This is a genomic window from Amycolatopsis sp. NPDC004747, assembly GCF_053601335.1.
The window spans coordinates 210886-237099 of record NZ_JBSGBQ010000002.1; the positions used below are offsets into that span (position 1 = coordinate 210886).

23 protein-coding genes are annotated in these 26214 nt (G+C 70.8%); 14 read left to right on the forward strand and 9 right to left on the reverse strand.

The window, feature by feature from the left end; genetic code table 11:
* The first annotated feature begins 84 nt into the window (after positions 1–84).
* Positions 85–1239: a sialidase family protein gene (locus ACWEGE_RS03345; protein WP_449658810.1), complete on the forward strand. Its 1155-nt coding sequence runs from the start codon at positions 85–87 to the stop codon at positions 1237–1239.
* A gap of 34 nt (positions 1240–1273) precedes the next feature.
* On the forward strand, positions 1274–2155 hold the full coding sequence (gene rfbA / locus ACWEGE_RS03350) for a glucose-1-phosphate thymidylyltransferase RfbA (RefSeq protein WP_449658811.1): 882 nt from the start codon (positions 1274–1276) through the stop codon (positions 2153–2155).
* Here rfbA and ACWEGE_RS03355 read toward each other — a convergent pair.
* The 3 genes from ACWEGE_RS03355 to htpX are packed head-to-tail and all read right to left on the reverse strand — an operon-like array spanning position 2152 to position 5453.
* Complete coding sequence (locus ACWEGE_RS03355; RefSeq protein WP_449658812.1) at positions 2152–3462, reverse strand: NtaA/DmoA family FMN-dependent monooxygenase; 1311 nt, start codon at positions 3460–3462, stop codon at positions 2152–2154. The genes rfbA and ACWEGE_RS03355 overlap by 4 nt on opposite strands.
* Before the next feature lies 1 nt (position 3463).
* Positions 3464–4549, reverse strand: a complete 1086-nt coding sequence (locus tag ACWEGE_RS03360; RefSeq protein WP_449658813.1) for an LLM class flavin-dependent oxidoreductase — start codon at positions 4547–4549, stop codon at positions 3464–3466.
* A 52-nt stretch (positions 4550–4601) separates the two neighbouring features.
* Positions 4602–5453 (reverse strand): zinc metalloprotease HtpX, encoded by an 852-nt coding sequence (htpX, locus tag ACWEGE_RS03365; protein ID WP_449658814.1) that lies wholly within the window; start codon positions 5451–5453, stop codon positions 4602–4604.
* A 136-nt stretch (positions 5454–5589) separates the two neighbouring features.
* Between htpX and ACWEGE_RS03370 the strand changes: the two genes are divergently transcribed.
* Positions 5590–6558 carry a YncE family protein gene (locus tag ACWEGE_RS03370; RefSeq protein ID WP_449658815.1) on the forward strand — a complete coding sequence of 323 codons (969 nt, stop codon included), beginning with the start codon at positions 5590–5592 and terminating at the stop codon, positions 6556–6558.
* Between the two features lies 1 nt (position 6559).
* Here the strand turns inward: ACWEGE_RS03370 and ACWEGE_RS03375 are convergent, their stop codons facing one another.
* The gene (locus ACWEGE_RS03375) at positions 6560–6928 is read right to left on the reverse strand and encodes a YrdB family protein (RefSeq protein WP_449658816.1); all 369 of its coding nucleotides are present in this window, start codon (positions 6926–6928) and stop codon (positions 6560–6562) included.
* Between the two features lie 198 nt (positions 6929–7126).
* Between ACWEGE_RS03375 and ACWEGE_RS03380 the strand changes: the two genes are divergently transcribed.
* From ACWEGE_RS03380 to ACWEGE_RS03430, 11 genes are all read left to right on the forward strand, one after another.
* The gene (locus ACWEGE_RS03380) at positions 7127–8359 is read left to right on the forward strand and encodes a class I SAM-dependent methyltransferase (protein ID WP_449658817.1); all 1233 of its coding nucleotides are present in this window, start codon (positions 7127–7129) and stop codon (positions 8357–8359) included.
* A gap of 1 nt (position 8360) precedes the next feature.
* Complete coding sequence (locus tag ACWEGE_RS03385; RefSeq protein ID WP_449658818.1) at positions 8361–9152, forward strand: glucose-1-phosphate cytidylyltransferase; 792 nt, start codon at positions 8361–8363, stop codon at positions 9150–9152.
* A complete protein-coding gene (locus ACWEGE_RS03390; RefSeq protein WP_449658819.1) occupies positions 9149–9796 on the forward strand; it encodes a PIG-L deacetylase family protein in 648 nt (215 codons plus the stop codon). The genes ACWEGE_RS03385 and ACWEGE_RS03390 overlap by 4 nt, the downstream gene beginning before the upstream one ends.
* Positions 9797–9801: 5 nt before the next feature.
* Entirely contained in the window at positions 9802–10821 is a 1020-nt protein-coding gene (locus tag ACWEGE_RS03395) for an NAD-dependent epimerase/dehydratase family protein (RefSeq protein WP_449658820.1), read from the forward strand.
* A complete protein-coding gene (locus tag ACWEGE_RS03400; RefSeq protein WP_449658821.1) occupies positions 10821–12101 on the forward strand; it encodes a DUF4910 domain-containing protein in 1281 nt (426 codons plus the stop codon). Before ACWEGE_RS03395 ends, ACWEGE_RS03400 begins: the two co-directional genes overlap by 1 nt.
* 5 nt (positions 12102–12106) lie before the next feature.
* Complete coding sequence (locus ACWEGE_RS03405) at positions 12107–13432, forward strand: hypothetical protein (RefSeq protein WP_449658822.1); 1326 nt, start codon at positions 12107–12109, stop codon at positions 13430–13432.
* A gap of 7 nt (positions 13433–13439) precedes the next feature.
* Entirely contained in the window at positions 13440–14384 is a 945-nt protein-coding gene (locus ACWEGE_RS03410; RefSeq protein ID WP_449658823.1) for a glycosyltransferase family 2 protein, read from the forward strand.
* A complete protein-coding gene (locus ACWEGE_RS03415; RefSeq protein ID WP_449658824.1) occupies positions 14381–15565 on the forward strand; it encodes a polysaccharide pyruvyl transferase family protein in 1185 nt (394 codons plus the stop codon). The genes ACWEGE_RS03410 and ACWEGE_RS03415 overlap by 4 nt, the downstream gene beginning before the upstream one ends.
* Positions 15562–16110 carry a dTDP-4-dehydrorhamnose 3,5-epimerase gene (rfbC, locus tag ACWEGE_RS03420; protein WP_449658825.1) on the forward strand — a complete coding sequence of 183 codons (549 nt, stop codon included), beginning with the start codon at positions 15562–15564 and terminating at the stop codon, positions 16108–16110. Before ACWEGE_RS03415 ends, rfbC begins: the two co-directional genes overlap by 4 nt.
* 8 nt (positions 16111–16118) lie before the next feature.
* On the forward strand, positions 16119–17435 hold the full coding sequence (locus ACWEGE_RS03425) for a glutamate-1-semialdehyde 2,1-aminomutase (protein ID WP_449658826.1): 1317 nt from the start codon (positions 16119–16121) through the stop codon (positions 17433–17435).
* 93 nt (positions 17436–17528) lie between these two features.
* Positions 17529–19010 carry a right-handed parallel beta-helix repeat-containing protein gene (locus tag ACWEGE_RS03430; RefSeq protein WP_449658827.1) on the forward strand — a complete coding sequence of 494 codons (1482 nt, stop codon included), beginning with the start codon at positions 17529–17531 and terminating at the stop codon, positions 19008–19010.
* Positions 19011–19269: 259 nt separating this feature from the next.
* Here the strand turns inward: ACWEGE_RS03430 and ACWEGE_RS03435 are convergent, their stop codons facing one another.
* The 5 genes from ACWEGE_RS03435 to ACWEGE_RS03455 are packed head-to-tail and all read right to left on the reverse strand — an operon-like array spanning position 19270 to position 26180.
* Entirely contained in the window at positions 19270–19917 is a 648-nt protein-coding gene (locus ACWEGE_RS03435; RefSeq protein WP_449658828.1) for a phosphatase PAP2 family protein, read from the reverse strand.
* Entirely contained in the window at positions 19914–21083 is a 1170-nt protein-coding gene (locus tag ACWEGE_RS03440) for a glycosyltransferase (RefSeq protein WP_449658829.1), read from the reverse strand. The genes ACWEGE_RS03435 and ACWEGE_RS03440 overlap by 4 nt, the downstream gene beginning before the upstream one ends.
* A complete protein-coding gene (locus ACWEGE_RS03445; protein WP_449658830.1) occupies positions 21080–22357 on the reverse strand; it encodes an O-antigen ligase domain-containing protein in 1278 nt (425 codons plus the stop codon). Before ACWEGE_RS03445 ends, ACWEGE_RS03440 begins: the two co-directional genes overlap by 4 nt.
* A gap of 1 nt (position 22358) precedes the next feature.
* A complete protein-coding gene (locus tag ACWEGE_RS03450; protein ID WP_449658831.1) occupies positions 22359–23882 on the reverse strand; it encodes a right-handed parallel beta-helix repeat-containing protein in 1524 nt (507 codons plus the stop codon).
* Between the two features lie 9 nt (positions 23883–23891).
* Positions 23892–26180, reverse strand: coding sequence for an alginate lyase family protein (locus ACWEGE_RS03455; RefSeq protein WP_449658832.1), 2289 nt, complete (start codon positions 26178–26180; stop codon positions 23892–23894).
* Positions 26181–26214: the final 34 nt, after the last annotated feature.

Sequence of the window (26214 nt, forward strand, 5' to 3'; positions counted from 1 at the left end):
AGCGTTACCCGAACGCGTGAATGCGCCCCGTGGCCGCCGCTCACCCGTGCTGTAATCGCGCGGTCACCGCGTGAAGGGGGTCGAGTGCGCCGTTCGCTGGTCTTCCTGCTGACGCTCGCGGCCGTCGCCTCGCTGCTGACGCCGGCCGGCGCGGCCGAGCGCAAGCAGCTCGTCCCCGGCTTCGGCGCCTACGCGCGCCTGATCCGCCTCGAGCACTCCACCGTCGGCCGCGGGTCCATCATCGCCACCCTGACCAGCCAAGACGCCGAGGGCAAGTTCACGCCCGTGCTGGAGAGCACCGACGAGGGCGAGTCGTTCCACGAGATCGGCGCGATCCGCGACCCCGACGGCCGGTCCGGCATGTGCTGCGGCACCGTCTACGAGCTGCCGGAGCGGGTCGGCAAGCTCCGGGCCGGCACGCTGCTGTGGGCCGCGTCCTACCGGCAGGACGCCGGGCCGCAGCGCCGCATCGGGATCCGCGTCTGGGCCAGCAAGGACGGCGGCCGCTCGTGGAGCTTCCTGTCCGAGGCCGCGCGGTCGCACAACATCGACGGCCTCTGGGAGCCCGAGTTCACCGTCGACGCCGGCGGCACGCTCTGGCTGCACTTCGCCGACGAGACGCAGGCGCCGAAGTACGCGCAGGTGCTCAACCGGGTCGCCTCGACCGACGGGGTGAACTGGGGCACCAAGCAGCTGACCATGGCGATCCCGCCGGACCGCGTCCGGCCCGGCATGCCGATCATCCGGCGGCTGCCCGACGGCCGGTACTACTTCGCCTACGAGATCTGCAACTTCGGCGACCGCTACTGCGACCCGTACTTCAAGATCTCCGCCGACGGCGCCAACTGGGGCGACCCCGCCGACCCGGGCACCCGCGTCGACACCGCCACCGGCAACTACTTCCAGCACGCGCAGACGATCACGCTGTTCCCCGGCGGCCCGAACGGGGTGCGGATCGTCATGGTCGGGCAGATCTACACCGACGCGAAGGGCGTCCCGCAGCCGGGGAACGGCCAGGTCCTGCTCGCGAACGACGACTTCGGCAGCGGCCACTGGTACGAGCTGCCCGCCCCCGTGCACATCACCGGCATCCGGAACAACTTCTGCCCCAACTACTCCTCGACGCTGCTGCCGGTCGACGACGGCCGGAACGTGCTCGAGATCGCCACCGAGGACAACGGCGGCTGCAAGGCCTACTTCGGTAAGGGATCCGTCCTCGAGGAGCGGCCCGTAGGGTGAGGAGGTCTCAGCCACGCCGAAAGGGAGGCCGTCCATGAAGGGCATCGTGCTGGCCGGAGGCAGCGGGACCCGTCTGCACCCGATCACCCAGGCGGTGTCCAAGCAGCTGCTGCCGGTCTACGACAAGCCGATGGTCTACTACCCGATCTCGGTGCTGATGCTGGCCGGGATCCGCGAGATCCTCGTCATCTCCACCCCCACCGACCTGCCGATGTTCCGCAGGCTGCTGGGCAACGGCGACCAGTTCGGCCTGGCGTTCTCCTACGCCGAGCAGGCGAGCCCGAACGGGCTGGCCGAAGCCTTCGTGATCGGCGCGGACTTCATCGGCGACGACGACGTGGCGCTGGTGCTCGGCGACAACATCTTCTACGGCCAGGGCTTCTCCAGCCGCCTGCAGCAGGCCGTGCGCGAGCTCGACGGCTGCGTCCTGTTCGGCTACCCGGTCAAGGACCCCGAGCGCTACGGCGTCGGCGAGGTGGACGAAGCGGGCAAGCTGCTCACCATCGAAGAGAAGCCGCTGAAGCCGCGCTCGAACAAGGCGATCACCGGCCTGTACTTCTACGACAACGAGGTCGTCGACATCGCCCGCGCGCTGAAGCCGTCGGCGCGCGGCGAGCTCGAGATCACCGACGTCAACCTGACCTACCTGCGCCAGGACCGCGCCACGCTGGTCGAGCTCAGCCGCGGGTTCGCCTGGCTCGACACCGGCACGCACGACTCGCTGCTCGAAGCCGGCCAGTTCGTCCAGGTGCTGGAGCACCGCACCGGCGTGCGCATCGCCTGCCTCGAGGAGATCGCGCTGCGCATGGGGTTCATCACCGCCTACGAGTGCTACGCGCTGGGCGAGAAGCTGGCGAAGTCGGGCTACGGCGACTACGTGAAGGCAGTCGCCGTAGCGGCGGGAGCGTCGACCTAGAAGAGCTGCTCGCGCAGCGTCGGACCGGCGTACTCGGTACGGAACACCCCGCGTTCCTGCAGGTGGGGGACGACTTTGTCGACGAACTCGTCGAGCCCGCCCGGGGTCAGGTGCGGCACGAGCACGAACCCGTCGGCCGCGTCCGACTGGACGTAGTCGTCGATCGTCGCGGCCACGGTCGAGGGCGTGCCGACGAACTGCTGGCGCGCGGTGACCTCGATCACCAGCTCGCGGATCGAGAGCTTCTTCTCCTCCGCGATCGCCCGCCACCGGCGGGCCGTCTCGAGCAGGTCCTTCTCGTGGCGGACGCGGCCCCAGGTGAGCGGCTCGGCGTCCGGGTCGGGGTCGACCTCCGGCAGCGGCCCGTCGACGTCGTAGGCCGACAGGTCGCGGCTCCACACCTGCTCCAGGAACTGGATCGCGGTGGCCGGGCGCACCTGCTGGAGCCGGATTTCGCGGGCGTTCTCCTCGGCTTCGGCGTCGGTGTCGCCGAGGACGAACGTCGCGGCCGGCATGATCAGCAGCTCGCCGCGCTCGCGGCCGTACGCGGCCAGCCGGCGCTTGACGTCGTGGTAGAACGCCTGGCCGTCCTCGAGCGTGCCGTGCCTGCTGAAGATGACGTCCGCGGCCTTCGCGGCGAACTCGCGGCCCTCGTCGGAGTCGCCGGCCTGGATGACGATCGGACGGCCCTGCGGCGTCCGCGGCAGGGTGAACTCGCCGGCGATGTCGAACTGCGGTCCATTGTGGACGAACTTGCCGGGGTCGCGCGCGAAGACGCCGTTCTCCTTGTCCCCCAACAGGGTTCCGGGCTGCCAGCTGTCCCACAGCTCGCGCACGGTGGCCAGGAACTCTTCGGCGCGCGCGTACCGGTCCTCCCGCTTGAGGAAGCCGCCGCGCCGGAAGTTCTGCCCGGTGAAGGCGTCCGGCGACGTCACGACGTTCCACGCCGCGCGCCCGCCGGACAGGTGGTCGATGGTCGCGACTTGCCGGGCCACCTCGTAGGGCTCGTTGAACGTCGACGACAGCGTCCCGGCCAGGCCGAGGTGGGTCGTGACGGCGGACAGCGCGGCCAGCACGGTGGTCGTGTTGGGCCGTCCGACGACGTCGGAGTCGAGGATCTTGCCCGCGTGCTCGCGCAGCCGCAGGCCTTCGGCGAGGAAGAGGAAGTCGAACTTGCCGCGCTCGGCCGTGCGGGCCAGGTGCTCGAACGAGGCGAAGTCGATCTGGCTGCCCGACGCCGGGTCGCTCCACACCGTGGTGTTGTTGACGCCGGGGAAGTGCGCGGCCAGCTTGATCTGCTTGGTCATCTCAGGCCCCCTGATATTGGTTGACGGCGACACCGAGGCCGAGGTGCGCACGCAGGGTGGTCCCGGTGTACCCGCTCCGGAACGCGCCCGCGGCGCGCAGGGCGGGCACCACCTCGCCGGCGAGCAGGTCGAGGTCGTCGGGCAGGACGGCGGGCCGCAGGTGGAACCCGGCGACCCCGGTCTCGGCCGCCCAGCGCGGCAGCTCGGCGGCCAGCTGCGCGGGGGTGCCGGCGAACGACAGGCCCGCGGGCTCGAACGGGACCAGGGCGTCCAGCTCGCGCTGCCGGTCGCGGGCGCCCTGCTCGGTCTCGGCGAGCACGATCGACACCGTCGCGAGCACCTTCGCGCCCGGCTGCCGGGCAGCCGCGGCACGCACCGCGTCGAGGTGGTCCGCCCTGGTCACGACCACGTCGGCGGTGCTCGCGTGCGGCGAATCGCCGTAGACCGCGGTCACCGGGTGGCCCTGCGGCGGCCGCGGCGTGATCGACGGGCCCTTCACGCTGAAGAACCGGCCTTGAAAGTCGACGTAGTGCAGCTTCTCGCGGTCGATGAACCGGCCGGTCGCCGCGTCGCGGACGATCGCGTCGTCCTCCCAGCTGTCCCACAGCCGGGCGCTGACGTCGAGGACCTCGGCCGTCTCGGCGTCGCCGTCCTCCGGCGAAGGCGCCGGGCGGCGGCCGAAGTGCGCGGCCTCGGCGGCCGTCAGCGACGGTACCGCGAGGACGCCGGCGCGGCCCCGGCTCGCGTAGTCCAGCGTCGCGACCGAGGTCGAGACGTGGAACGGCTCGGTGTGCGTGGTGGTGACCGTCGGGACGAGCCCGATCCGGCTGGTCACCGGCGCGATCGCGGACAGCGTGAGCAGCGCGTCGAGCCGTCCGCGAACGACCCCTTCGCCGCCCGGCTGCAGCGCCAGCGAGTCGTCGAGGGTGACGAAGTCGAGCGAAGCGGCCTCGGCGAGCTTCGCGTACTTCAGGTAGTGGCCGGCGGTGAACAGGGCGGCGGGCTCGACCGCGGAGATCCGCCACGCGGCCGGGTGGTACCCGGCCCCGTCGATGGCGACGCCCAGGTGCAGCTGTGCGGAAACCATGCCTGCGCAACTCCGGCCGCGGGCCCGGGATTCCCGCTCCCACCTGCTGGGATCAGAACGGGCGGCGCGCCATCTCTTCGAGCCGGGCGATGCGGTCGGAGATCGGCGGGTGGGTCGAGAACAGCTTGCTCAGGCCCTCGCCGGGGCGGAACGGGTTCGCGATCATCAGGTGCGACTGCGACACCAGCTGCGGCTCGGCGACCAGCGGCTTCGCCCGGGTCCCGGCGTCCAGCTTCCGCAGGGCGGAGGCCAGGCCCAGCGGGTCGCCGGTCAGCTCGGCCCCGGACGCGTCGGCCTGGTACTCCCGCGAGCGGCTCACGGCCATCCGGATGACGGCCGCCGCGATCGGCCCGACGAAGATCAGCAGCAGGCTGAGCAGGGGGTTGCCGTCGCGGTTGTTGCCGCCGAAGAACAGCGCGATGTTCGCCAGCACGCTGATCACGCTGGCCAGCGCGCCGGCCACGCAAGAGATCAGGATGTCGCGGTTGTAGACGTGCGACAGCTCGTGGCCGAGCACGGCGCGCAGCTCGCGCTCGTCGAGCAGGGCGAGGATGCCGGTGGTGCAGCAGACCGCCGCGTGCCGCGGGTTGCGGCCGGTCGCGAACGCGTTCGGCGCGGCCGTCGGGCTGATGTAGAGCTGCGGCATCGGCTGCCGGGCGACCTGCGCGAGCTCGCGCACGATCCGGTACATCGCGGGCTGCTCGACCTCCGACACCGGCCGCGCCCGCATCGCGCGCAGCGCCAGCTTGTCGGAGCTGAAGTAGGCGAAGGCGTTCATCCCGAGGGCGACGACCAGCCCGATGACCAGTGCGCCCCGGCCGAAGAGCCCGCTGAGCGCGACGATGATCGCCGACAGCAGGCCGAGCAGCAATGCCGTCTTGAGTCCGTTCTGGTGCCCGTGCACGCGCGCTCGCCTCCGTCCGCTGTCCCGAGTGGGTTTACCCAGTGAAAACAACGCGATCGGGGGACGCGAAGTTCCTTCACGTGAAGATGGCGCGGGTTACCCTCGGACCGCGAGATGATCAGGAGCGGAGGCGCCCATGCGCGGTGGCCGGCTACCACGGCGGACCCTGTTCGCCCTGGTCACCGCGGGTGCGGGTGCCCTCGTCCTGCCCGGGGCGGCGCGCGCGGAGGACGTCCGGTCGCTGGAGCTCGGCGGGGCACCGGCCGCGGTCGCGGTGAACCCGGTCACCGGCCTCGGGTACGTCGTCGACGCCCAGGCCGGGACGGTCTGCGCGGTCGATCCGCGCGGCGCGTCGGTCGTCGACGTGGTCGACGTCGGCGGCGCGCCCGGCGACGTGGCGGTCGACCCGAAGGCCGGCCGGATCTACGTCGCGAACCCGCCGGGGGGCACCGTGGTGGTGCTGGACGGCCGCACCCACGACCTGGTGAGCGTCGTCGGCGCGGGCGCCGGGGCCTCGGCGCTGGCGGTCGACGAGGCGGCCAACCGCGTCTACGCGGTGAGCGGCAGCACCGGGACGCTCGCGGTGCTCGACGGCGTGAGCTGCACGCTGGCGGCGCTCGTGCCGGGCCCGAAGCCGGGGCTCGCCGGGATCGGCGTCGACCCCGGCCGCAAGCTGGCCTACTGCGCGAGCACCGCCACCGATTCGATCGAGGTCTTCTCGATCGACAGCGGGAAGTTCGTCGCCTCGGTGAAGGTCGGGCGCAACCCCACCGGCGTCGCGGTGCACCAGGCGAGCGGCACGGTCTACGTCGCCAACTCCGGCATCCACCACATGTCCATTGTGGACGCCGTGACCCGCACCGAGCGCAAGACCGTGTTGCTGCGCAGCGAAGCCTCCGCGCTGGCCGTGCACCAGGGCACCAACACGGTGTACACCAACGGCGGGCAGAACGGGCTCAGCCGCGTCGACGGCACGGCGGGCACGCTGAGCGGCGAGCTGTCGCTGGGCGTGAACCCCGGCGACGTCGCCGTCGACCAGCGGACGCGCACGGTGTGGGTCACCGACCCCCTGCACGGGCGGGTCTTCCTGGTCCGCGATTTCTGACTCAGCCGTCCTTGGCCACCACCCGGGTCAGTGCCGCTACGCCGATTCCCACGACGGCCACCGCGATGCCCGCGACCAACCAGCCCACCAGCGCGAGCACCACGCCGGTGACCGCGAAGAGGGCGAATTCCAGCAGGAAGCGAGCCGGTTCCGGGAGCCGGCGGCGCGCCCGCGGCGCGACGAACAGGCCCCAGAGCGCGGCGGCCGCCACCGGCAGCAGGACCGCGTCGACGACCGCCAGTGCCACGCCGCTGCCGAGCTGGGTGCCGGCCAGTGCGAGGCCGCCCAGGAGCGCCAGCTCGGTGAGGAAGCGGACCGTCAGCACCACGCCCGTGAACCCGCTCAAGCGCGGAGTCGGCTCCGAAGTCATCCGGCCAGCCTAGGAGCAGGTCCACTGTGGACGTTACGGGTCCGGATGAGTACCGTTGGTGATTCCCGCCACAGTTAGGCCATTCAGGTTGCGGTTCCGAATCGGTCCACCAGCGGCTCCCGCGTCGCTGTAACGACCTCCCGGCGCCGGTCGACGTGTTGGATGCACATCGCGACCGCGAGCCAAGGAGCCTGGTAGATGACCACATGTCGACTCTGCGGTTCGACAAACACAGCCAGTGTCGTCGACCTCGGCGCGACTCCCCCGTGTGAGCGATTTTTGGCGGCGGAGCAGCTCGACGAACCGGAAGCCACCTTCCCGCTCCACCTGAAGGTCTGCACCGACTGCTGGCTCGCCCAGATCCCGCCGCTGATCGATCCCGGCGAAACTTTCACCGAGTACGCGTACTTTTCGTCCTTCTCGACGTCGTGGGTCGAGCACGCGAAGCGGTTCGTCGACGGCGCGGTCGAGCGGCTCGGGCTGGGCGAGAAGTCGTTCGTCGTCGAGGTGGCGAGCAACGACGGGTACCTGCTCAAGCACGTCGTCGGGCACGGGATCCGGTGTCTGGGTGTGGAACCTTCGGTGAACGTCGGGCAGGCGGCGCGCGACGCCGGCGTGCCCACCCTGACGGCCTTCCTCTCCGAGGAAACGGGCCGGAAAGTGCGCGAGGAGCACGGGCCGGCCGACCTCGTCGCCGCGAACAACGTCTACGCGCACATCCCCGACGTCCTCGGCTTCACGAAGGGCCTGCGCGCCCTGGTCGCCGACGACGGCTGGGTCTCCATCGAGGTCCAGCACCTGCTCACGCTGATCGAAAAGAACCAGTACGACACGATCTACCACGAGCACTTCCAGTACTACACGGTCGAATCCGCCCGCCGCGCCCTCGCGACCGGCGGCCTGACCGTCGTCGACGTCGAGCTGGTGCCGACGCACGGCGGGTCGATCCGGCTGTGGGCGCGCCCGGCCGAGGTGGCGGGCGAGCCCAGCGAGCGGATGACCGACGTGCTGGAGCGCGAAAAGGCCGCCGGGCTGCACGAGCTGTCCGGGTACACCGAGTTCGCCGAGCGTGTCACCCGCGTGCGGCTGGACCTGCTGAAGTTCCTGATCGAGGCGCGCAACGACGGCAAGACCGTCGTCGGCTACGGCGCCCCGGGCAAGGGCAACACCCTGCTGAACCACTGCGGCATCCGGACGGACCTGCTGCAGTACACGGTCGACCGCAACCCGTACAAACACGGCCGGTTCACCCCGGGCACGCGCATCCCGGTGCTGCCCCCGGAGCGGATCGACGCGGACCGGCCCGACTACGTGCTCGTCCTCCCGTGGAACCTCCGGGAGGAACTCACCGAACAGCTCTCCCACATCGGGAACTGGGGCGGAAAGCTCGTGTTCCCGATCCCCCACCTGGAAATCGTCGAGGTGCAGTGAAGTGAAGGTCGTCCTCTTCTGCGGTGGCTACGGGATGCGGATGCGCAACGGCGCGGCCGACGACGTCCCCAAGCCGATGGCGATGGTCGGTCCGAGACCGCTCATCTGGCACGTGATGCGCTACTACGCGCATTTCGGCCACACCGAATTCATCCTGTGCCTCGGCTACGGCGCGGCGCACATCAAGAACTTCTTCCTGTCGTACGAAGAAACCATTTCGAACGACTTCGTCCTCCGGGGCGGCAAGGCCGAGCTGCTCTCGACCGACATCGCGGACTGGACGATCACGTTCGTGCAGACCGGGATCGAGTCGCCGATCGGCGAGCGCCTCCGCCGCGTCCGCGAGCACCTCGACGGCGACGAGATGTTCCTCGCGAACTACGCCGACGTCCTGTCCGACGTCCCGCTGCCCGAAATGATCGAGCGGTTCGAGAAGTCGGACGCGGGCGCGTCGATGATGGTCGTGCCGCCGCAGTCGTCGTTCCACTGCGTCGAAATGGACGAAGGCGGCATGGTCGGCTCGATCACCGCGGTGAGCGAAATGCCGCTGTGGGAGAACGGCGGCTACTTCGTGCTGCGCCAGGACGTGTTCGACCACATCCCGGAGAACGGCGACCTGGTCGCCGACGGCTGCGCCGAGCTGGCCAAGCAGGGCCGCCTGCTCGCCTACCCGTACCGCGGCTTCTGGAAGCCGACCGACACGGTCAAGGAGCGGGCGGCGCTGGACTACGCCTACAGCCACGGCGACCGCCCCTGGGCGCTGTGGGAGCGCGCGGCCGTGAGCACCGCGTGATCGGGCTCCGACCGGAACGGCTCGGCCGGGTCGTCGCCCTCGGCGCCCACTGCGACGACATCGCGATCGGCGCCGGCGGCACGCTGCTGACGATGTGCGCGTCCCGGCCGGGCCTGCGGGTCGACGCCCTCGTCCTCTCCGGCGGCGGCACGCCCCGCGAGGACGAGGAGCGGGCGGCCCTGGCGGCGTTCTGCCCGGGCGCGGACGTCGACGTCACGGTGCTCAAGCTGCCGGACGGGCGCTTCCCGGCCCACTGGGAAGAGGCCAAGAACGCCCTGGAAGAGCTGCGGCGGCGGACCGACCCGGACGTCGTGCTGGCCCCGCGCACCGACGACGCGCACCAGGACCACCGCGGGCTGGCCAAGCTGGTGCCCACGACGTTCCGCGACCACCTGGCGCTCGGCTACGAGATCGTCAAGTGGGACGGCGACCTCGGCAGCCCGTCGGTGTACCAGCCGCTCTCCGACGAGCTCGCGGAGGAGAAGGTCCGGCTGCTGCAGGAGCACTACGCGTCGCAGCGGCACCGGCCCTGGTACGACCGTGAAGCCTTCCTCGGGCTGGCCCGCATCCGCGGGATCGAAGCCGCCGCGAAGTACGCCGAAGCGTTTTTCGTCAAGAAACTCACTCTCGATCTGAAGGGCTGAATCCGATGCGGGTGTTGCTGACGGGGCACAAGGGCTACCTGGGGACGGTGATGGCCCCGGTGCTCGCCGCCGCCGGCCACGAAGTCACCGGCCTGGACTCCGGGCTGTTCGAGGACTGCCTGCTCGGGCCCGCCCCCGCCGACCCGGCCGGGCACGTCGTCGACCTGCGGGACGTCACGCTCGAGCACGTCACCGGGTTCGACGCGGTGATCCACCTGGCCGCGCTGTCGAACGACCCGCTGGGCTCGCTCGCCCCGGAGCTGACCTACGACATCAACCACCACGCGTCGGTGAAGCTCGCGAAGCTGGCGAAGGAAGCCGGCGTCCAGCGGTACCTCTACGCGTCGACGTGCTCGGTGTACGGCGCGGGCGGCGACAACCTGGTCGACGAGGACGCGCCGCTGCGGCCGGTGACGCCGTACGCGGAGTCGAAGGTGCGTGTCGAGGCCGACGTCCACGAGCTCGCCGACGACGACTTCACGCCGGTGTACATGCGCAACGCGACGGCGTTCGGCTACTCGCCGCGCCTGCGTGGCGACATCGTGCTGAACAACCTGACCGCGCACGCCCACCTGTCCGGCGAGGTGCTGGTGCTGTCGGACGGCACGCCGTGGCGGCCGCTGGTGCACGCCCAGGACATCGCGCGCGCGTTCACCGCGGCCCTGACCGCGCCCAAGGAGGCCGTGCACAACAAGGCGTTCAACATCGGCACCGAGGAGAACAACGTCACGGTCGCCGAGATCGCCCAGGAGGTCGTCGAGGCCGTGCCGGGCTCGACGCTGAACATCACCGGCGAGGCAGGCTCCGACCCGCGCTCGTACCGGGTCGACTTCTCGCGCTTCCGCGCGGCGATCCCCGGCTTCGCCTGCGACTGGTCGGTCAAGGACGGCGCCGTCGAGCTCATCGAGGCCTACCGCAAGTTCGGCCTCACCCGGGAGTCGTTCGAGCAGCTGTTCACCCGGCTGGCCTGGCTGAAGAGCGAGGGCGAAGCCGGCCACGTCGACACCACCCTGCGGCGGAAGTAGTGGCGGCCCCGCAGCTGCGGACCGGGGCGGAACTGCACGCCCTGGTCGAGCGGCTGTACCCGATCTGCCGCAGCATCACCGGCGACGGTGTGCGGCAGACCCTGGACATCATCGGCGAGCACATCGCCCTGGAGCGGCACGAGGTCCCGACCGGCACCGCGGTGCTGGACTGGACGATCCCGCAGGAGTGGAACATCCGGGACGCCTACGTCGCTTCTCCTTCCGGGGAACGCGTGATCGACTTCCAGGAGCTGAACCTGCACGTCGTCGGGTACAGCGTCCCGGTGCGGCGGCGGATGCCGCTGAGCGAGCTGCGGGAGCACCTGCACACGCTGCCGGACCAGCCGTCGTGGGTGCCCTACCGGACCAGCTACTACGCTCCGGCCTGGGGCTTCTGCCTCGCGCAGGAGAAGCTCGACGCGCTGCCCGACGGCGAGTACGACGTCGTCATCGACTCGACCCTGGCCGACGGCTCGCTGACCTACGCCGAGCACGTCGTCCCGGGGCGCGTCACCGACGAGGTCATCGTGTCCTGCCACGTGTGCCACCCGTCGCTGGCGAACGACAACCTCGCCGGCATCGCGGTGGCGATCTCGCTGGCCCAGCAGCTGGCTCTCGCCCAGCCGCACTACACGTACCGGTTCCTGTTCATGCCGGGCACGATCGGTTCGATCACCTGGCTGGCCCGCAACGCCTCTCGGATCGAGAAGGTTCGTCATGGACTCGTGCTCGCTTGTGCGGGCGACCCGGGTCCGTTGACGTACAAGAAGTCCCGCCGCGACGACGCCGAGATCGACCGCGTCATGCAGCACGTGTTGAAGTCGCGCGAGCACCGCGTCGTCGACTTCTCGCCGTACGGCTACGACGAGCGCCAGTTCTGCTCGCCGGGCTTCAACCTGGGCGTCGGCTCGCTGACGCGCACGCCGTACGCGGGCTACCCGGAGTACCACACCTCGGCCGACAACCCGGGCTTCGTGTCCCCCGCCGCCATGGAGGACACCCTCGGGGCGTTGAAGGATGCCTTCGGCGTCCTGGACCGCAACCGCCGGTACGTCAACCTCAGCCCGTACGGCGAGCCGCAGCTCGGCAAGCGCGGGCTGTACGACTCGCTCGGCGGCCGCAGCGACGCCAAGCAGGCCCAGATGGCGATGCTGTGGGTGCTCAACCTCTCCGACGGTTCGCACAGCCTGCTCGACATCGCCGAGCGCGCCGGGCTGCCGTTCGAGATCGTCGACGTCGCGGCGCGTGCGCTCCACGACGCCGGCCTGGTCAAGGAGTGAGCGACGTGGCCAACCATCGCCGTGCACCGCGCTCGATCTTCCGGTCGGGCGCGGTTCGCGCGATGGCCGGACGGTTGAGCTGGGGCCTCGGCGACCAGGCCGTGTCCAGCCTGACCAACTTCGCCGTCGGGCTGTACGTGGCTCGCTCGCTCGGCACGTTCGCCTTCGGCATCTTCAGCCTCGCCTGGGTCACCTACGGCGTGGTGCTCAACGTCTCCCGCGGCCTCGCCACCGACCCGCTGATGGTGCGCTTCAGTGCCGTCCCGGAGGACCGGTGGCGGGTGGGCGTGGCGAGCGCGTCCGGCACCGCGATCGGCGTCGGCTGCGCAACCGGGCTGGTCAGCCTGGTGGCCGGCCTGGCCGCGGGCGGCCCGCTCGGCAACGCGTTCGTCGCGCTCGCCGTGGTGTTGCCGGGCCTGCTCCTGCAGGACGCCTGGCGCTTCGCGTTCTTCGCGCGCGGCGCGGGCAAGAAGGCGTTCGTCAACGACTGCGTGTGGGGCGTGGCCCTGATCCCGGCGCTGTACATCGCCGCGCAGATCCACACGGTGGTCGCGTTCGTGCTGGCCTGGGGCCTGTCGGGGGCGGTCGCGGCCCTCTACGGCGGGTTCCAGACGCGGATCCTCCCGCACCCGCGCGAGATGCTCGGCTGGCTCCGGACGCAACGCGACCTCAGCGTCCGGTACCTCGTCGAGAACGTCAGCAACAGCGGCGCGTCGCAGCTGCGCGCGTACGGCCTCGGCGCCATCGCCGGGATCACCGCGGTCGGCGCGGTCCGCGGGGCCGAGCAGCTCCTCGGCCCGTTCCTGGCCCTACTCATGGGGCTGTCCCTGGTGACCGTCGCCGAAGGCGCGCGGGTGCTCCAGCGGGCACCGCACCGGCTGAAGCACTTCTGCATGCTCCTCGGCGGCGGGCAGGCCGGCGCGGCGCTGTGCTGGGGCCTCGGCCTGCTGCTGCTGGTGCCCGACCGCGCCGGCCGCTGGGTGATGGGCTCGGTGTGGGACTCGTCGTCCCCGCTGATCCTCCCGGTCACCCTCGCCGTGGTCGGCGCGAGCTTCGCCACGGGCGCGGCGGCCGGCCTGCGCGCGCTCGGCGCGGCCAAGCGGAGCCTGCGCTCGCAGCTGGTCGCGTCCCTGTTCTACGTCACCTTCGGCATCACCGGCGCGTTCCTCGGCGGCGCGGCCGGGTCCGCGTGGGGCGTCGCGACGGCCACCCTCAGCGGGTCGGTCGTCTGGTGGTTCCAGCTGCGGGCCGGACTGCGCGAGTACGTGCCCCCGGGAGCCGACGAGCCCACCGTGGTGTTCGAGCCGATCAAAGAGCCGATCAAGGAATGAGGACTCCATGACCACCGTCCCGCGGCTGAGCCTCGGCCTCCCGGTGTACAACGGCGAGGAGTACCTCGCCGAGTCGCTGGACGCCCTGCTCGGCCAGACCTACGAAGACTTCGAGCTGATCATCTCGGACAACGCCTCCACCGACGGCACCGACGAGATCTGCCGCCGCTACGCCGAGAAGGACTCGCGGATCCGCTACGTCCGCCAGCCGAAGAACATCGGCGCGACGCCGAACCACAACTTCGTGTTCGACGTCTCCCGCACCGAGCTGTTCAAGTGGGTCTCCCACGACGACCTGTACGCCCGCGACCTGCTCAAGCGCTGTGTCGAAGCCCTCGACGAGCAGCCGGACATCATTCTCGCCCACTGCGACCAGGCGATCATCGACGGCGACGGCCGCATCGTCCAGCCGCTGCAGTACACGCTGAACACCGCGTCCCGCCACGCGCCGGACCGCTTCCGCAGCATCCTGTTCGAGCCCGGCGGCGACGACTTCTACGGCGTCATCCGCGCCGACGTCCTCCGCCGCGTCAAGCCGCTCGACAGCTACCACCACGCCGACCGGACGTACTCGGCCGAGATGGCCCTGCACGGCCCGTTCCACCAGGTGCCCGAGCTGCTCTACTTCCGCCGCGACCACCCGGGCCGCGCGGAGCGGGCCAACCCGACCATCCGGAGCCGGTGCGCGAATCTGGACCCGCGGCGCGCGAACCGGCTCCGGAACCCCACCGTCCGCCTGCTCGGCGAGTACGTGTACGGGTTCGCGGACCTGATCCGCCGCGCGCCGATCTCGGCCGCCGACAAGCGCGAGTGCTTCGGCCACCTCGGCGCCTGGCTGACCAACCGGGCCCGCTCCGGCCACGGCGAGCGCGTCGAGGACCGCGCGCCGACCGCCTCGGACGTCGCCACGGTCAACGAGATCGTGGCCGGCCGGGAAGGCAGGCTCGCGTGAAGCGTCCGCCACGCGTCGGCGTGTTCGGCCTGCTCGGCTCGGGGAACCTGGGCAACGACGGTTCCCTCGAAGCCGTGCTCGGCTACCTGCGCGCCGAGTACCCGGACGCGGTCCTGACCGGCCTGGTGGGCGGCCCGGACATCGTCCGCGCGCGGTACGGCGTCGACACCACGCCGCTGCACTGGAACCAGGCCGAGTACGAGACGGCGTCCGGCTTCCGTTCGATCGTCCTGAAGGGACTCGGCAAGCTGGTCGACATCGGCCGCACGGCCGCCTGGGTCCGCAAGCAGGACGTCGTGATCGTGCCCGGCATGGGTGTCCTCGAAGCGACGCTTCCGCTGCGTCCGTGGGGTTTCCCGTATTCGCTCTTCCTCCTGTCCGCCACCGGGCGCCTGTTCGGCACCAAGGTGGCCCTCGTGTGCGTGGGCGCGAACCACATCAGCGCGCGGGCGACCCGGACGCTGGTCCGCTGGTCCGGCCGGCTGGCCGCCTACCGCTCCTACCGCGACGACATCTCCCGCGACGCCATGCGCGCCATGGGCGTCGACACCAGCGCCGACCAGGTCTACCCCGACCTCGCGTTCTCCCTCCCCACCCCGGCGGCCGGCGGCAAGCCGGGCACCGTCGGTGTCGGTGTGATGGCGTACTACGGCGGCAACGACGACCGCGCCGAGGCCGACCGCATCTACCGCCACTACGTGGACACGATGAACCGTTTCGTCGCGTGGCTCGTTGACCAGGGCAGACCCGTCCGGCTGTTCATCGGTGACCAGATCGACCGGCAGGTCGTCGACGAGATCATCGAAAAGACCGCTTCGCCGCTGGTGACGGCGGCTTCGGCGGAGACACTGGACGAGCTGATGCACGAGATGGCCGCGGTGGACAGCGTGGTGGCCACGCGCTACCACAACGTGCTCTGCGCCCTGAAGGTCGCGAAACCGACCGTGGCGATCGGCTACGCGCCGAAGAACGACGTCCTCATGGCGGAGATGGGCCTCGAGGGCTTCACCCAGCGGGCGAAGACCGTCGGCTTCGACCGGCTCGTCGAACAGTTCACCGAACTGGAGAACCGTTCGGCAGAACTTCGCCAAACCCTCCTGGAACGGAACCAGATGAACGCGCAACGGCTCAAGGACCAGTTCGCCGCCCTTTCGGCGGCCCTCTTCGGGGGTGGGCGATGAAGGCCATTCCGGTCCCCGAGATCGACGGCGCGTACCTGTTCGAACCCACCCCGCACGCGGACGGGCGCGGCTTCTTCAGCCGGACGTTCGACCGCGACGTGGTCGCTTCGGTCGGCATCGACCCGGACGGCTTCGTCCAGGACAGTCTTTCCCGGTCCCGCAAGGGCGTCGTCCGCGGCATGCACCTGCGCGGCGGGGCCGGCGAGGCGAAGCTGGTGCGGTGTTCGCACGGCGCGATTTTCGACGTCGTGGTGGATCTCCGACCGGATTCGCCGACATTCCGGAATGTGAAAACCTTCGAACTTTCCGGCGATACCCAGGTTTCTTTGTACATCCCGGCGGGGTGCGCACACGGATTCCAGTCACTCACTGATCCCTCAGACGTTTCGTACCGTATCGATCGGGCGCACGATCCTGAAGAAGACATTACGATTTCGTACAAAGACCCTGAATTGGACATTTCGTGGCCACTGTCGGTCACAATGGTCAGCGAACGGGACGAACGGGCGCCATCTCTCGGAGAGGCGTTGAAACCAACGAGGTGAGCCACGACATGGGAACGAACCTGCCCCGCTCCACACAGGCGAACGAGCGGCTGCACCGGGTCATCCCCGGCGGTGCGCACACCTACGCCAAGGGCTCGGACCAGTATCCCGAAGGGATGGCCCCGGTCATCTCGCACGGCCGCGGCGGCCACGTCTGGGACGTCGACGGGAACGAGTACATCGAGTACGGCGCCGGCCTGAGGGCGGTCAGCCTCGGCCACGCCCACCCGCGCGTCGTCGAAGCGGTGCGCGGCGAACTGGACAAGGGCAGCAACTTCATCCGCCCGTCGATCATCGAGGCCGAAGCCGCCGAGCGGTTCCTCGAGAACGTTCCGACGGCCGACATGGTGAAGTTCACCAAGAACGGCTCGGACGCGACGACCGCGGCGGTTCGGCTGGCCCGCGCGGCCACCGGCCGCAAGCTCGTCGCCAAGTGCGCCGACCACGCCTTCTTCTCCACCGACGACTGGTTCATCGGCACCACGCCGATGAATGCGGGCATCCCGGACGAGACGACGGAAGCGACGGTGTCCTTCCCATACGGCGATCTGCAGGCCGCGGAGGAGTTGCTGCAGCGCCACGAGGGCGAGATCGCGTGCATGATCCTGGAGGCCGCCGCGGCGGTCGAGCCGCCGCCGGGGTACCTGCAGGGCCTGCGCGAGCTCACCACCCGGCACGGCGTCGTCCTGGTCTTCGACGAGATGATCACCGGCTTCCGCTGGTCCGCCCAAGGCGCGCAGGGCCTCTACGGCGTCACGCCCGACCTCTCGACGTTCGGCAAGGCGCTCGGCAACGGCTTCGCGGTGTCGGCGCTGGCCGGCAAGCGGGAGCTGATGGAGATCGGCGGCCTGCGCACCGACCGCGAGCGGGTGTTCCTGCTCTCGACCACGCACGGCGCCGAGACCCACTCCCTGGCCGCAGCGATGGCGGTCATGGACGTCTACCGCGAAGAAGACGTCATCGGCCGCATGCACGCCCTCGGCGACCGGCTCGCCGCCGGTGTTCGCGAGGTGGCGGCCGGGATCGGCGTCGAGGACCACGTGGTCGTCCGCGGCCGGGCCAGCAACCTGGTCTTCGGCACGCTCGACGAGGAGGGCAAGCCGTCCCAGCCGTACCGGACGCTGTTCCTCCGCGAACTGATCAGCGGCGGCGTGCTCGGACCGTCCTTCGTGGTCAGTGCCGCGCTCACCGAAGCGGACATCGACAAGACCATCGACGTCGTCGCCCAGGCCTGCACGGTGTACCGGAAGGCCCTCGACGCCAACGACCCCACGCCGTGGATGGGCGGCCGCCCGGTGCAGCCCGTGTTCCGCAAACACGCCTGATCCCCGCACGGGCGGGCCGGATTCACCCGTTGGGTCCGATGAGGACACTTGAGGGTGACTGTTTTCCGGCCCGTTCGTGCGTAACTTCCTGCCATGGGCAGATCTCGTGCGGTTCTCGTCGCTGCTGGCTCCCTCCTGATCGCTGTGCTGTGCCCGGCGATCGCGGGCGCCGCCGACGGACCGCAGCCGGTGTGCGGCCACCAACCCGCCGAGTACGAGCAACCACCTTCCGGAGCCGTGACCGTCGATCCGGCCGTCGACGGCGATCTCGCGGCCAAGACGGCGGCGCACCCGGCAGGTACGACGTTCTGGCTCCGGCCCGGCACCCACACGCTCGGCAAGGACGAGTTCGGCCAGGTCGCCCCCAAGGACGGCGACGCCTACCTCGGCGCACCGGGCGCGGTCGTCGACGGCCGCGGCGTCAACCGGGCGGCCTTCACCCAGCGGGCCCGCAAGGTGGAGATCCGCGGCCTCACCGTCCGCGGCTTCGCCGCGCTGCAGGACCAGGGCGTGGTCAACCACGATTCCGGCGACGGCTGGCTGATCGAGAACACCACCATCGAGGACAACGCCGGCGCGGGGCTGATGGCCGGTGCCGGCCAGGTCGTGCGCCACAGCTGCCTGCGCAACAACGGCCAGTACGGGCTCAACGCCTACCAGGCGGGCGACGGCATCACCGGGCTCGTGCTGGAGGGCAACGAGATCGCCGGCAACAACACCGGTGACTGGGAGGCCAAGGTGCCGGGCTGCGGGTGCAGCGGCGGCGCCAAGTTCTGGGCCGTGAACGGGGCCGACGTCCGCGGCAACTGGGTCCACGGCAACCACGGCGCCGGCCTGTGGGCGGACACGAACAACAACGACTTCCTCGTCGAGAACAACCTGTTCGAGGCCAACGACGCCGAGGCGCTGTTCTACGAGACCAGCTACAACCTGGTGCTGCGCGGCAACACCTTCCGCGGCAACACCCTGGTCCAGGGCCGGGCGTTCGCGGCGCGCGGCGACAACTTCCCGGTGGCGACGGTGTACCTGTCGGAATCGGGCGGCGACCCGCGCGTGCAGGCCAGGACGTCGGCCGTGGACATCAGCGGCAACACCTTCGAGGACAACTGGGCCGGGATCACGTTGTGGGAGAACGCCGACCGCTTCTGCAACAGCCCGGCGAACACCTCGACGGGCTACTGCACCAAGGCGGCGGCAAAGTCTTCGTGCGCCGCGGGCACGATCGAGAAGGCCCCGGCCTACGACGACTGCCGCTGGAAGACGCAGCGGGTGGAGGTCCACGGGAACACCTTCCGGCTCGACGCCGGCCGCGTGGGCTGCACGAGCCTGTGCGGGCGGATGGCTCTCCTGTCGAACTTCGGGACGTTCCCGGACTGGTCGCCCTACAAGGGAACGGTGGTCGAAGACGCGATCACCTTCCGGCAGGCCAACCGGTGGCACGACAACTCCTACTCCGGGCCGTGGGCTTTCGTGGCGCATGACACCTCCAAGACGGTCGACGCTGCGGCCTGGCAGGCAGAGCCCTACTCGCAGGACGCGTGCTCTTCGTTCGGCGGCCGGTCCGCCGGCTGCTGATCACGAGCATGCCGACCGGGTCCGACAATTTCCACCACGCCCGGCGCCGACGGCCAATTTTTCCTTTGCGCCACAAGGGAAAAATCGCGAACGGAGAATTTCGGACACGACCGTCACCCGATTCAGCGACTGGCGATCGCACGTCTGTTCGGTACCGTCGGAGACATGACCGCACCGGCAGCCACCGCGTCCACAGTGGACGAATCACGTCACATCCGCAGCGGGCGACCGCTACCAGGCAATGGTTCGGCCCGGCTCCTCAGAGCCGGTCGGCCGTCCGGTCCAGCACCCACGCCGTCGCCGGAACCGCCGCCAGGGCAGCACAAAATCCCCCGAGGGCGTCCGTCGGGTAGTGCGCGCCCAGCGCCACCTCGGCCCACCCCATCGCCACCCCGGCCACCACCGCCGACCCCAGCGCCAGCGAAACCGCGGCCGCACGGCCAAGCTCCAGCCGTTCGGTGAGCAACAGCGCGATGACCAGCGCGAGCGCCGTCGCCAAGGCGGTGTGCCCGCTCGGGTACGACAGGAACTCGCCGTGGATGGTGCGGCCGACCAGTGGCTTCAGCACCGTCGTCACCGCCACCGTCACCACGACGCCCAGCACCGTCAGCACCGCCGTCCGGATGCGGTGGGCCAGCCAGCACACGCCCGAGAGGAGGGCGATCAGGATGACCGAGCCCACCGGCTCGCCCCCGAAGTCGAAGACGAGGGCGACGTACCGCCACGGCGGCTGGACCGGGTAGATCGAAGGGAGGATGGCCGCGTCGATGCCGGTCAGGCTCGAGTCGCGGAAGTGCAGGATCGCGAGCGCGACCAGCACCGCCGTCGCCAGGGCAGCCGTCATCGCCAGCGGGGTGCGCAGCAGGGCCGGCAAGGCCGGGGGCGCAGTCCGGACCAGCTGCCTCACGCCTCGATCGCCGCCTCGTACCCGGCGATCAAGCGGTCCAGGCCGACAGCCGGGGTGAAGTCCTTTTCGTACCGGACGCGGGCCGCGTCGCCCATGTCGCCGTTGCGGTCGCCGACGACCGCGCGCAGACGATCGGCGAGCGAGGCCGCGTCGTTCGGCACGTGCAGGAGGCCCGTGACACCGTCGTCGACCAGCTCGGGAAACGCCCCGTGCGCGGCCGCGACCGTCGGCACGCCGGCGGCCATCGCCTCGACCACCACGAGGCCGAAGGCCTCCAGCCACGTCGAGGGCGCGACCACGGCGACGGCGTCGGCAGTCAGGGCACGGCACTCCGCCTTGTTCTGGAGGCCGACGTAAGAGACGTCGGCGCGGCCGGTCGCCCAGGCCGCGACCTCGTCCTGCATCGGGCCGGTACCCGCGATGACCAGCGGCACGCCCAGGGCGCCGTCGAGCCGCTCCCAGGCACGCATCAGCAGGCCGACCCCCTTTTCCTCGGTGACGCGGCCGAGGAACAGCACGTGCTTGCCGGCGCCCGTGCGGCGGACGCCGGGGTCGGTGACGAAGTTGTGCTTCACCACCATCCGCTCGCCGGGCATGCCGGCCGACACCAGGAGGTCACGTTGAGCCGCCGAAATGCAGAAGAACCGGGAAACGCCCGTCCACCACCGGCGCCGGTTCGCGACCATGCTCGCCGCCATCGGGAGCGTGGCCGCGCTCGAACCGCGGTAGCAGCCGTGCTTCACCGCCGGCAACGGTGAGCCGCCGACGCACTCGGTGCAGATGCGGCCGTCGCGGTGGAGCGTGCCCGGTGGGCAGACCATCGTGTAGTTGTGCAGCGTCGCGACCGCGGGCACCCCCGCGTCCGCACATGCGGCGACCACCGACGGCGACAGCAGCGGGAACGTGTTGTGGATGTGCACGACGTCCGGGCGCGACGAGCGCAGCCTGGCGGCGAGTTCCTTCCGCACCGCCGGATTCCACGGCACCATCAGCGGCACCGCGGCCTTGCGGGGCAGCGGCATCGCCGCGATGTCGTCGCTGCGGCGTTCGAACAGCGACACCTGGTGACCGCCGTCGGCGAGCAGCGTCACCTCGGCGTCGACGACGTTGTTCTCGCCGCTCGGCTGCTCGGACCGGTAGCGGTTGTGGACCACGAGCACCTTCACGCGCCTGCACCTCGCACGTCTGCCCCCTTCGCCGGGATGAATGCCTGTTCGTCGGACTGCGGCACCCCGCGGACCAGCAGCGACGCGGCGACCGCCAGGTGCAGCAGGTACGGCGACGCGTCGCCGAGCCCTGCTTCGGTGTAGGAGGCCGAAATGCAATAGGTGATCAGGAAGATCGCGCACGCGCGAGCCAGTGACGGTGGTCGCAGCACGGCCACCACGGCCAAGGTGAGGAGGAACGCGGCCACCAGCGCGATCCCGAGGAAACCCTGCTCGTGGTAGATCGCGAGCCAGCTGTTGTCGATCGGGAGCCCGTCGTAGGACTTGTCCGTCAGCCCGACCCCGAAGATGTACTCCGCCGTCGAACGCGGGGCCTCCAGCAGCGCGTCCCACACCTTCGCGCGGCCGGTCAGGCTGGAGAAGTTGTCCGCGCTCTGGCCGCGGAGGAACCAGGTCTGCAGCGCGCCCGCGAGCACCACGCCGGCGAACCCGCCGACGCCGACCGTCCACGCGAACACCTTCCGGGCGCGGGCACTGGTCAGCACCATCGACAGGAAGGCCACGGCGAGACCGGCGACGAGGCCGAGCGTCGCCGTGCGGGTGTGCGTGAGCACCAGCAGCCCGAGCACCGGCACCACGATCGCCAGCGCGCTGCGCCACGTCGTGCGGCGCCCGAACCAGAGAAGGAGCGTGAGCCCGGAAATGACGGCCGCGTACTGGCCGATCTGCGGTGGGGTCAGCGGCCAGACCGCGCCCGAAAGCCGGCCACCGTACTCCTCCGGCATCGCGTTGCCGGGCGAGATCACCAGGCCGACCGCCACCGACGCGAGCACGACCGCGTACGTGCGGATGTGGTACCGGACGAAGCTGAACCCGCCGTCCCACCAGCGGGTCAGCAACCAGAGCGTGGAGACGAACACCGTGAGCCGGAAGCACCGGAACAGGGCGCCGAAACCCTCCTGCAGGTCGGCGCTGGAGAGGATGCTGGCCCCCAGCAGCGCCGTCAACAGCAGCAGGTACGCGCTCGGGCGGATCCGCAGGTGCCGGTTCAGCGCCAGCGCGATCACGAACGCCGTCATCAGCGAACCCATGGTGACCAGCTGGCTGACCGACCGGGGCAGCGGGAGGACCGTCTTCGCGCCGGTCGAGCCGAGCGTGTTGAGGATCAGCAGCGCCCACGCCAGGCCCGCCCACTTGGGCGTGGCGGACGCCGGTTCGCGCGCGGCGTCGCCGGGGAGGCCGGCCGGCCCGGCGGGTCCGGGGTGCGCTGTCATGTCAGCCACCGCCCTGGGCGGTGAAGGTGCTCCCGCTGTCCTGCGAGTACGGCGCACCTTCCCACTCGCCGATCTCGAGGACCCGGTCGGCCGAGTAGGCGATGAACGTCCACGGGCCGGCGTAGCTGTTGTCGTGCCAGCGATTGTCCTGCTTGAACGTGATCGCTTCCTGGACGTCGTCGCCGCGGTACGGCGACCAGTCCGGGTAGCTGCCGAAGTTGGACAGCAGGCCCATCCGGCCGCAGGACGCCTGGCAGCCGACGACGGCGGGGTCGAGGACGAACTTGTTGTCGTGGACGTCGACGTGCTGGGTCTTCCAGCGGCAGTCGGCCAGCAGCGCGCCGCTGGTGATCGCCGGGGCCGCGCACTCCTTGACCGTGGGCACCAGCCGGGTGCAGTCCCCGGAGGAGGTGTTGGCCGGGCTGTTGCAGAACCGGTCGGCGTTCTCCCAGAGCGTGATGCCGGACCAGTTGTTCTCCAGGTAGTTGCGGGAGATCTCGATCTTCGCGGTGCGGGCCTTGACCCGCGGCTCGCCGCCGGACTCGGAGATGTAGACCGCCGACGTCGGGAAGTTGTCGCCCTTGTCGGCGTACCGGCGGCCGTCGGCCCAGTTGTTCTTGCGGATCGTGTTGTCGCGGATGATCGCGTTGTAGCTGATCTCGTAGATCAGCGCGGCGCTGTCGTTGTTCTCGATGAGGTTGCCCTCGATGAGGAAGTCGTTGTTGTTCGTGTCGGCCCAGAGCCCGGTGCCGTGGTTGTCGTGCACCCAGTTGCCGCGGACGTCGGCGCCGTTGACCGCCCAGAACTTGATCCCGCCGCTGCAGCCGCAGCCCTCGATCCTCGCTTCCCAGTTGCCGGTGTTGTTGCCGGCGATCTCGTTGCCCTCGACGACGAGCGCGGTGATCGGCGTGCCACCGGAGTAGGCGTTCATCCCGTACTGGCCGTTGCGGCGCAGGCAGTTGCCGCGCACCTGCTGGCGCGCGCCCGCCATGAGCCCGGCGCCGTCGTTGTCCTGGATGGTCGAGTGCTCGATCAGCCAGCCGTCGCCGGAGTCGTGGTTGACGACGCCTTCGTCGTGCGGGGCGGCGAAGCCCTGCACGGTCAGGTAGGTGATCTTGACGTTGGCCGCGTGGCCGGTGAAGGCGTACTGGTTGATCTTCCGGCCTTCGACGACCGCGCCGGGGGCGCCGATGTAGACGTCACCGTCCTTGGGGGACACCTGGTCGTACTTGTCGTCGCCGAGGACGTGCTTGCCGGGCTTGAGCCAGAACGTCGTGCCGGCACCGGCCGAGCGCGTCTTCGCCACCAGATCCCCCGGCACGGCGGGATCGACGACGACGGCACCCGCGGGCGCGGCGGCCGGTCCGGCAGGCTGCTTGTCGCACACGGCGGCGACCGACCCGCTCGGGGCCGGGGTGGCCTGGGCCGGACCGCCATCGGTGTCGGGGCCCGAGCACGCCGCGACCGTGAGCAGGACACCGAGCAGCGGAGCTGCACGGCGAAGTCGGAAGCGGCGGGCTGTCACGGGCGGGTCCTAACTGAAGCGGAGCAGGGTGGTGAGGTGTCCGGGCAGCCCGGAGCCGACAAGGGTGGTGGCGGGTTCCTTCCGCCCGAACCCCGCGGAGTACCAGCCCAACGGCGGCTCGGTATCTCCGCGGTGCACGGTCCAGGTGAGTTCGGGCGGCAGCTCCATGACGGCGGTGCGCACAACGCTGCCGGAACCGGCGAGAGAACCGGAAACCCGCCCGACGAGCGGATCGGCGGCGGAACCCGCCCCGACCACCCCACCGACGGCCCGCGAACCAGCCGATCCATCAGCGGCCGAGGTACCGGCGCGCCCGCCGTCGGCGGGGGAACCGGCGCCGGCTGCCGGCTCGGCGGCAGCGGAAGCGGCCGCAGGCCCGCCCTCGGCCGCGGGAGCGACCCGGCCTGCGAGCTCGGCCGCGGGAGCAGTCCCGCCCGCAAGCTCGGTGGCGGCAGCGGTCCGGCTCGCAAGCTCAGCCGCGGGAGCAACCCGGCCTGCGAGCTCGGCGGCGAGAGCAGTCCCGCCCGCAAGCTCGGCCGCGGCAGGATCGGCTGTCCAGCGGAGGCGGGCCGTGGTGCCGTCCAGCATGACCGTCACCGACGGGCCGAAGTGGAACGCCAAGCGGGCCGCTCCCGGTGTCCCCTCGCCCAGCACTTCGTCGACGATCCTCAGCATCTTGCCGTCGAGTTCGACCGTTCGGCGGTGGACCGCCGGGGCGTAGCCGTCGTGGGCGGCCGACCAGCGGGATGGGCCGTCGTCCGGCGTGTGGACCGCCAGGACCTTCGTCACCGCGTGGCGGGTCCACAGGAACGGACCGCCCGAGACCGACTGGTCGCGGCCGGCCAGCTCGAGCGTGTTGTGGCCCAGCGTCGACCGGAAGTAAGACCGCCACTGCGGCTCACCGTGGTAGCAGAACGTGCCCGGGTCGGCCAGCACGTCCACACCGTCGTGGCGGACCTCCAGCGACAGCGCGTCCGCGTGGGCGTGCGCCGCGATCGAGAGGAACCCGTGAGGGCCTCCGTCGCAGCGGACCCACACCGGGCCCGAGCGCAGGATCGTCATGCCCGCGTCCCGCAGGTGCGCCGGGCGGCGGCCCGGGCGGACGCCGGACACGCGCGGGGTGCGCGAAACCAGCGCCGCCAGCAGCGGCGTCCGCACGTCGTCGCCGGGCAGCGGCGGCCACCAGTCCAGGCGGCCGAACAGCGCCTCCCCCGACGCCAGCAGCGATGCCCAGCGGTCGGTCGAGGCGCCGTCGACGATCAGGCCGAAGCCGTCGTCGGCGTCGCCCTGGCGGGGCGGGCGCAGCTTGTTGTCCACAATGGACGCGAGGGCGTCGGTCATCCGCAGGAGGACGTCCCACGTCGAATCCGGTACCGGGGTGCCCGCGGCGTCGGCCTCGACCGCCGCCGCCAGGCCCAGCTCCAGCACCAGGCCGTGGTATTCGGACGCCAGTTCCGCGTTCAGCCCGGACGCGAAGGTGTTGCGTCCCAGCTGGACGTCCAGCGAGCGCATCGCTTCGGCTCGCCAGCCCGCCGACTCCGGGAACCAGCCGAACGCACACGCCGCGGCCAGCAGCCCGGCGTCCTCGGCGATCACGTGGTTGTTCGCCGACGAACCGTGGCTGCGCAGCGTCGCGAGCCAGTTCTGGTGGTGCCACAGCTGGAGCTGGAAGTCCGGGTTCTGCTCGAACAGCTCCGCCACGCCCGGCCAGCCGTCGAGCAGCCGGCGCGTCCACACCCACGAAAGGAGCCGGATGCCCAGCTCGATGCCGCTCACCCAGTGCGGCCCCCGCAACGGCGGATTCGCCGCCCACCACGACCGCAGGTGCTCGGCGGCGCGCGAGGCGTACGCCGGGGAACCGGTCAGGGCGTACGCCGCGGCCAGCACGGTGAGGTGCTGGTGCCGCGACGGTTCCCAGATCTGCTTGATGTCGCCGACGGTGTCCTCAGACCGGTACGGCACGTCGAACGCGTACACGTCCGAGGGCGCGCGGCGACCGGTCTTCGGGTCGAGGAACCAGTCGGGCGCCTCGAAATCCGTCCGCTCGACACCGAAGAACTCCGCGCGGCCCGCCATCAGCTCATCGGCCGTGGCCAGGAGCCGCGCAACCGCCTCGCCGGACACCTTGCCCAGTACCCCGTCGGGCAGCACCACGGTGAAGTGCGGGTGCGACGGCCAGTCCGGCGGCGTCGGCACCGCGGACCGCCACTGCCGCTGCACAACGGCATGCCGAGCACGACCGACAACTTCCGCCGGCCCCATCCGCGACAGCCGCCGCAGGTACCAGCCGGGCCCCATCACGGCCGGCCTCCTGCCGCCAGCACCAGCCCGA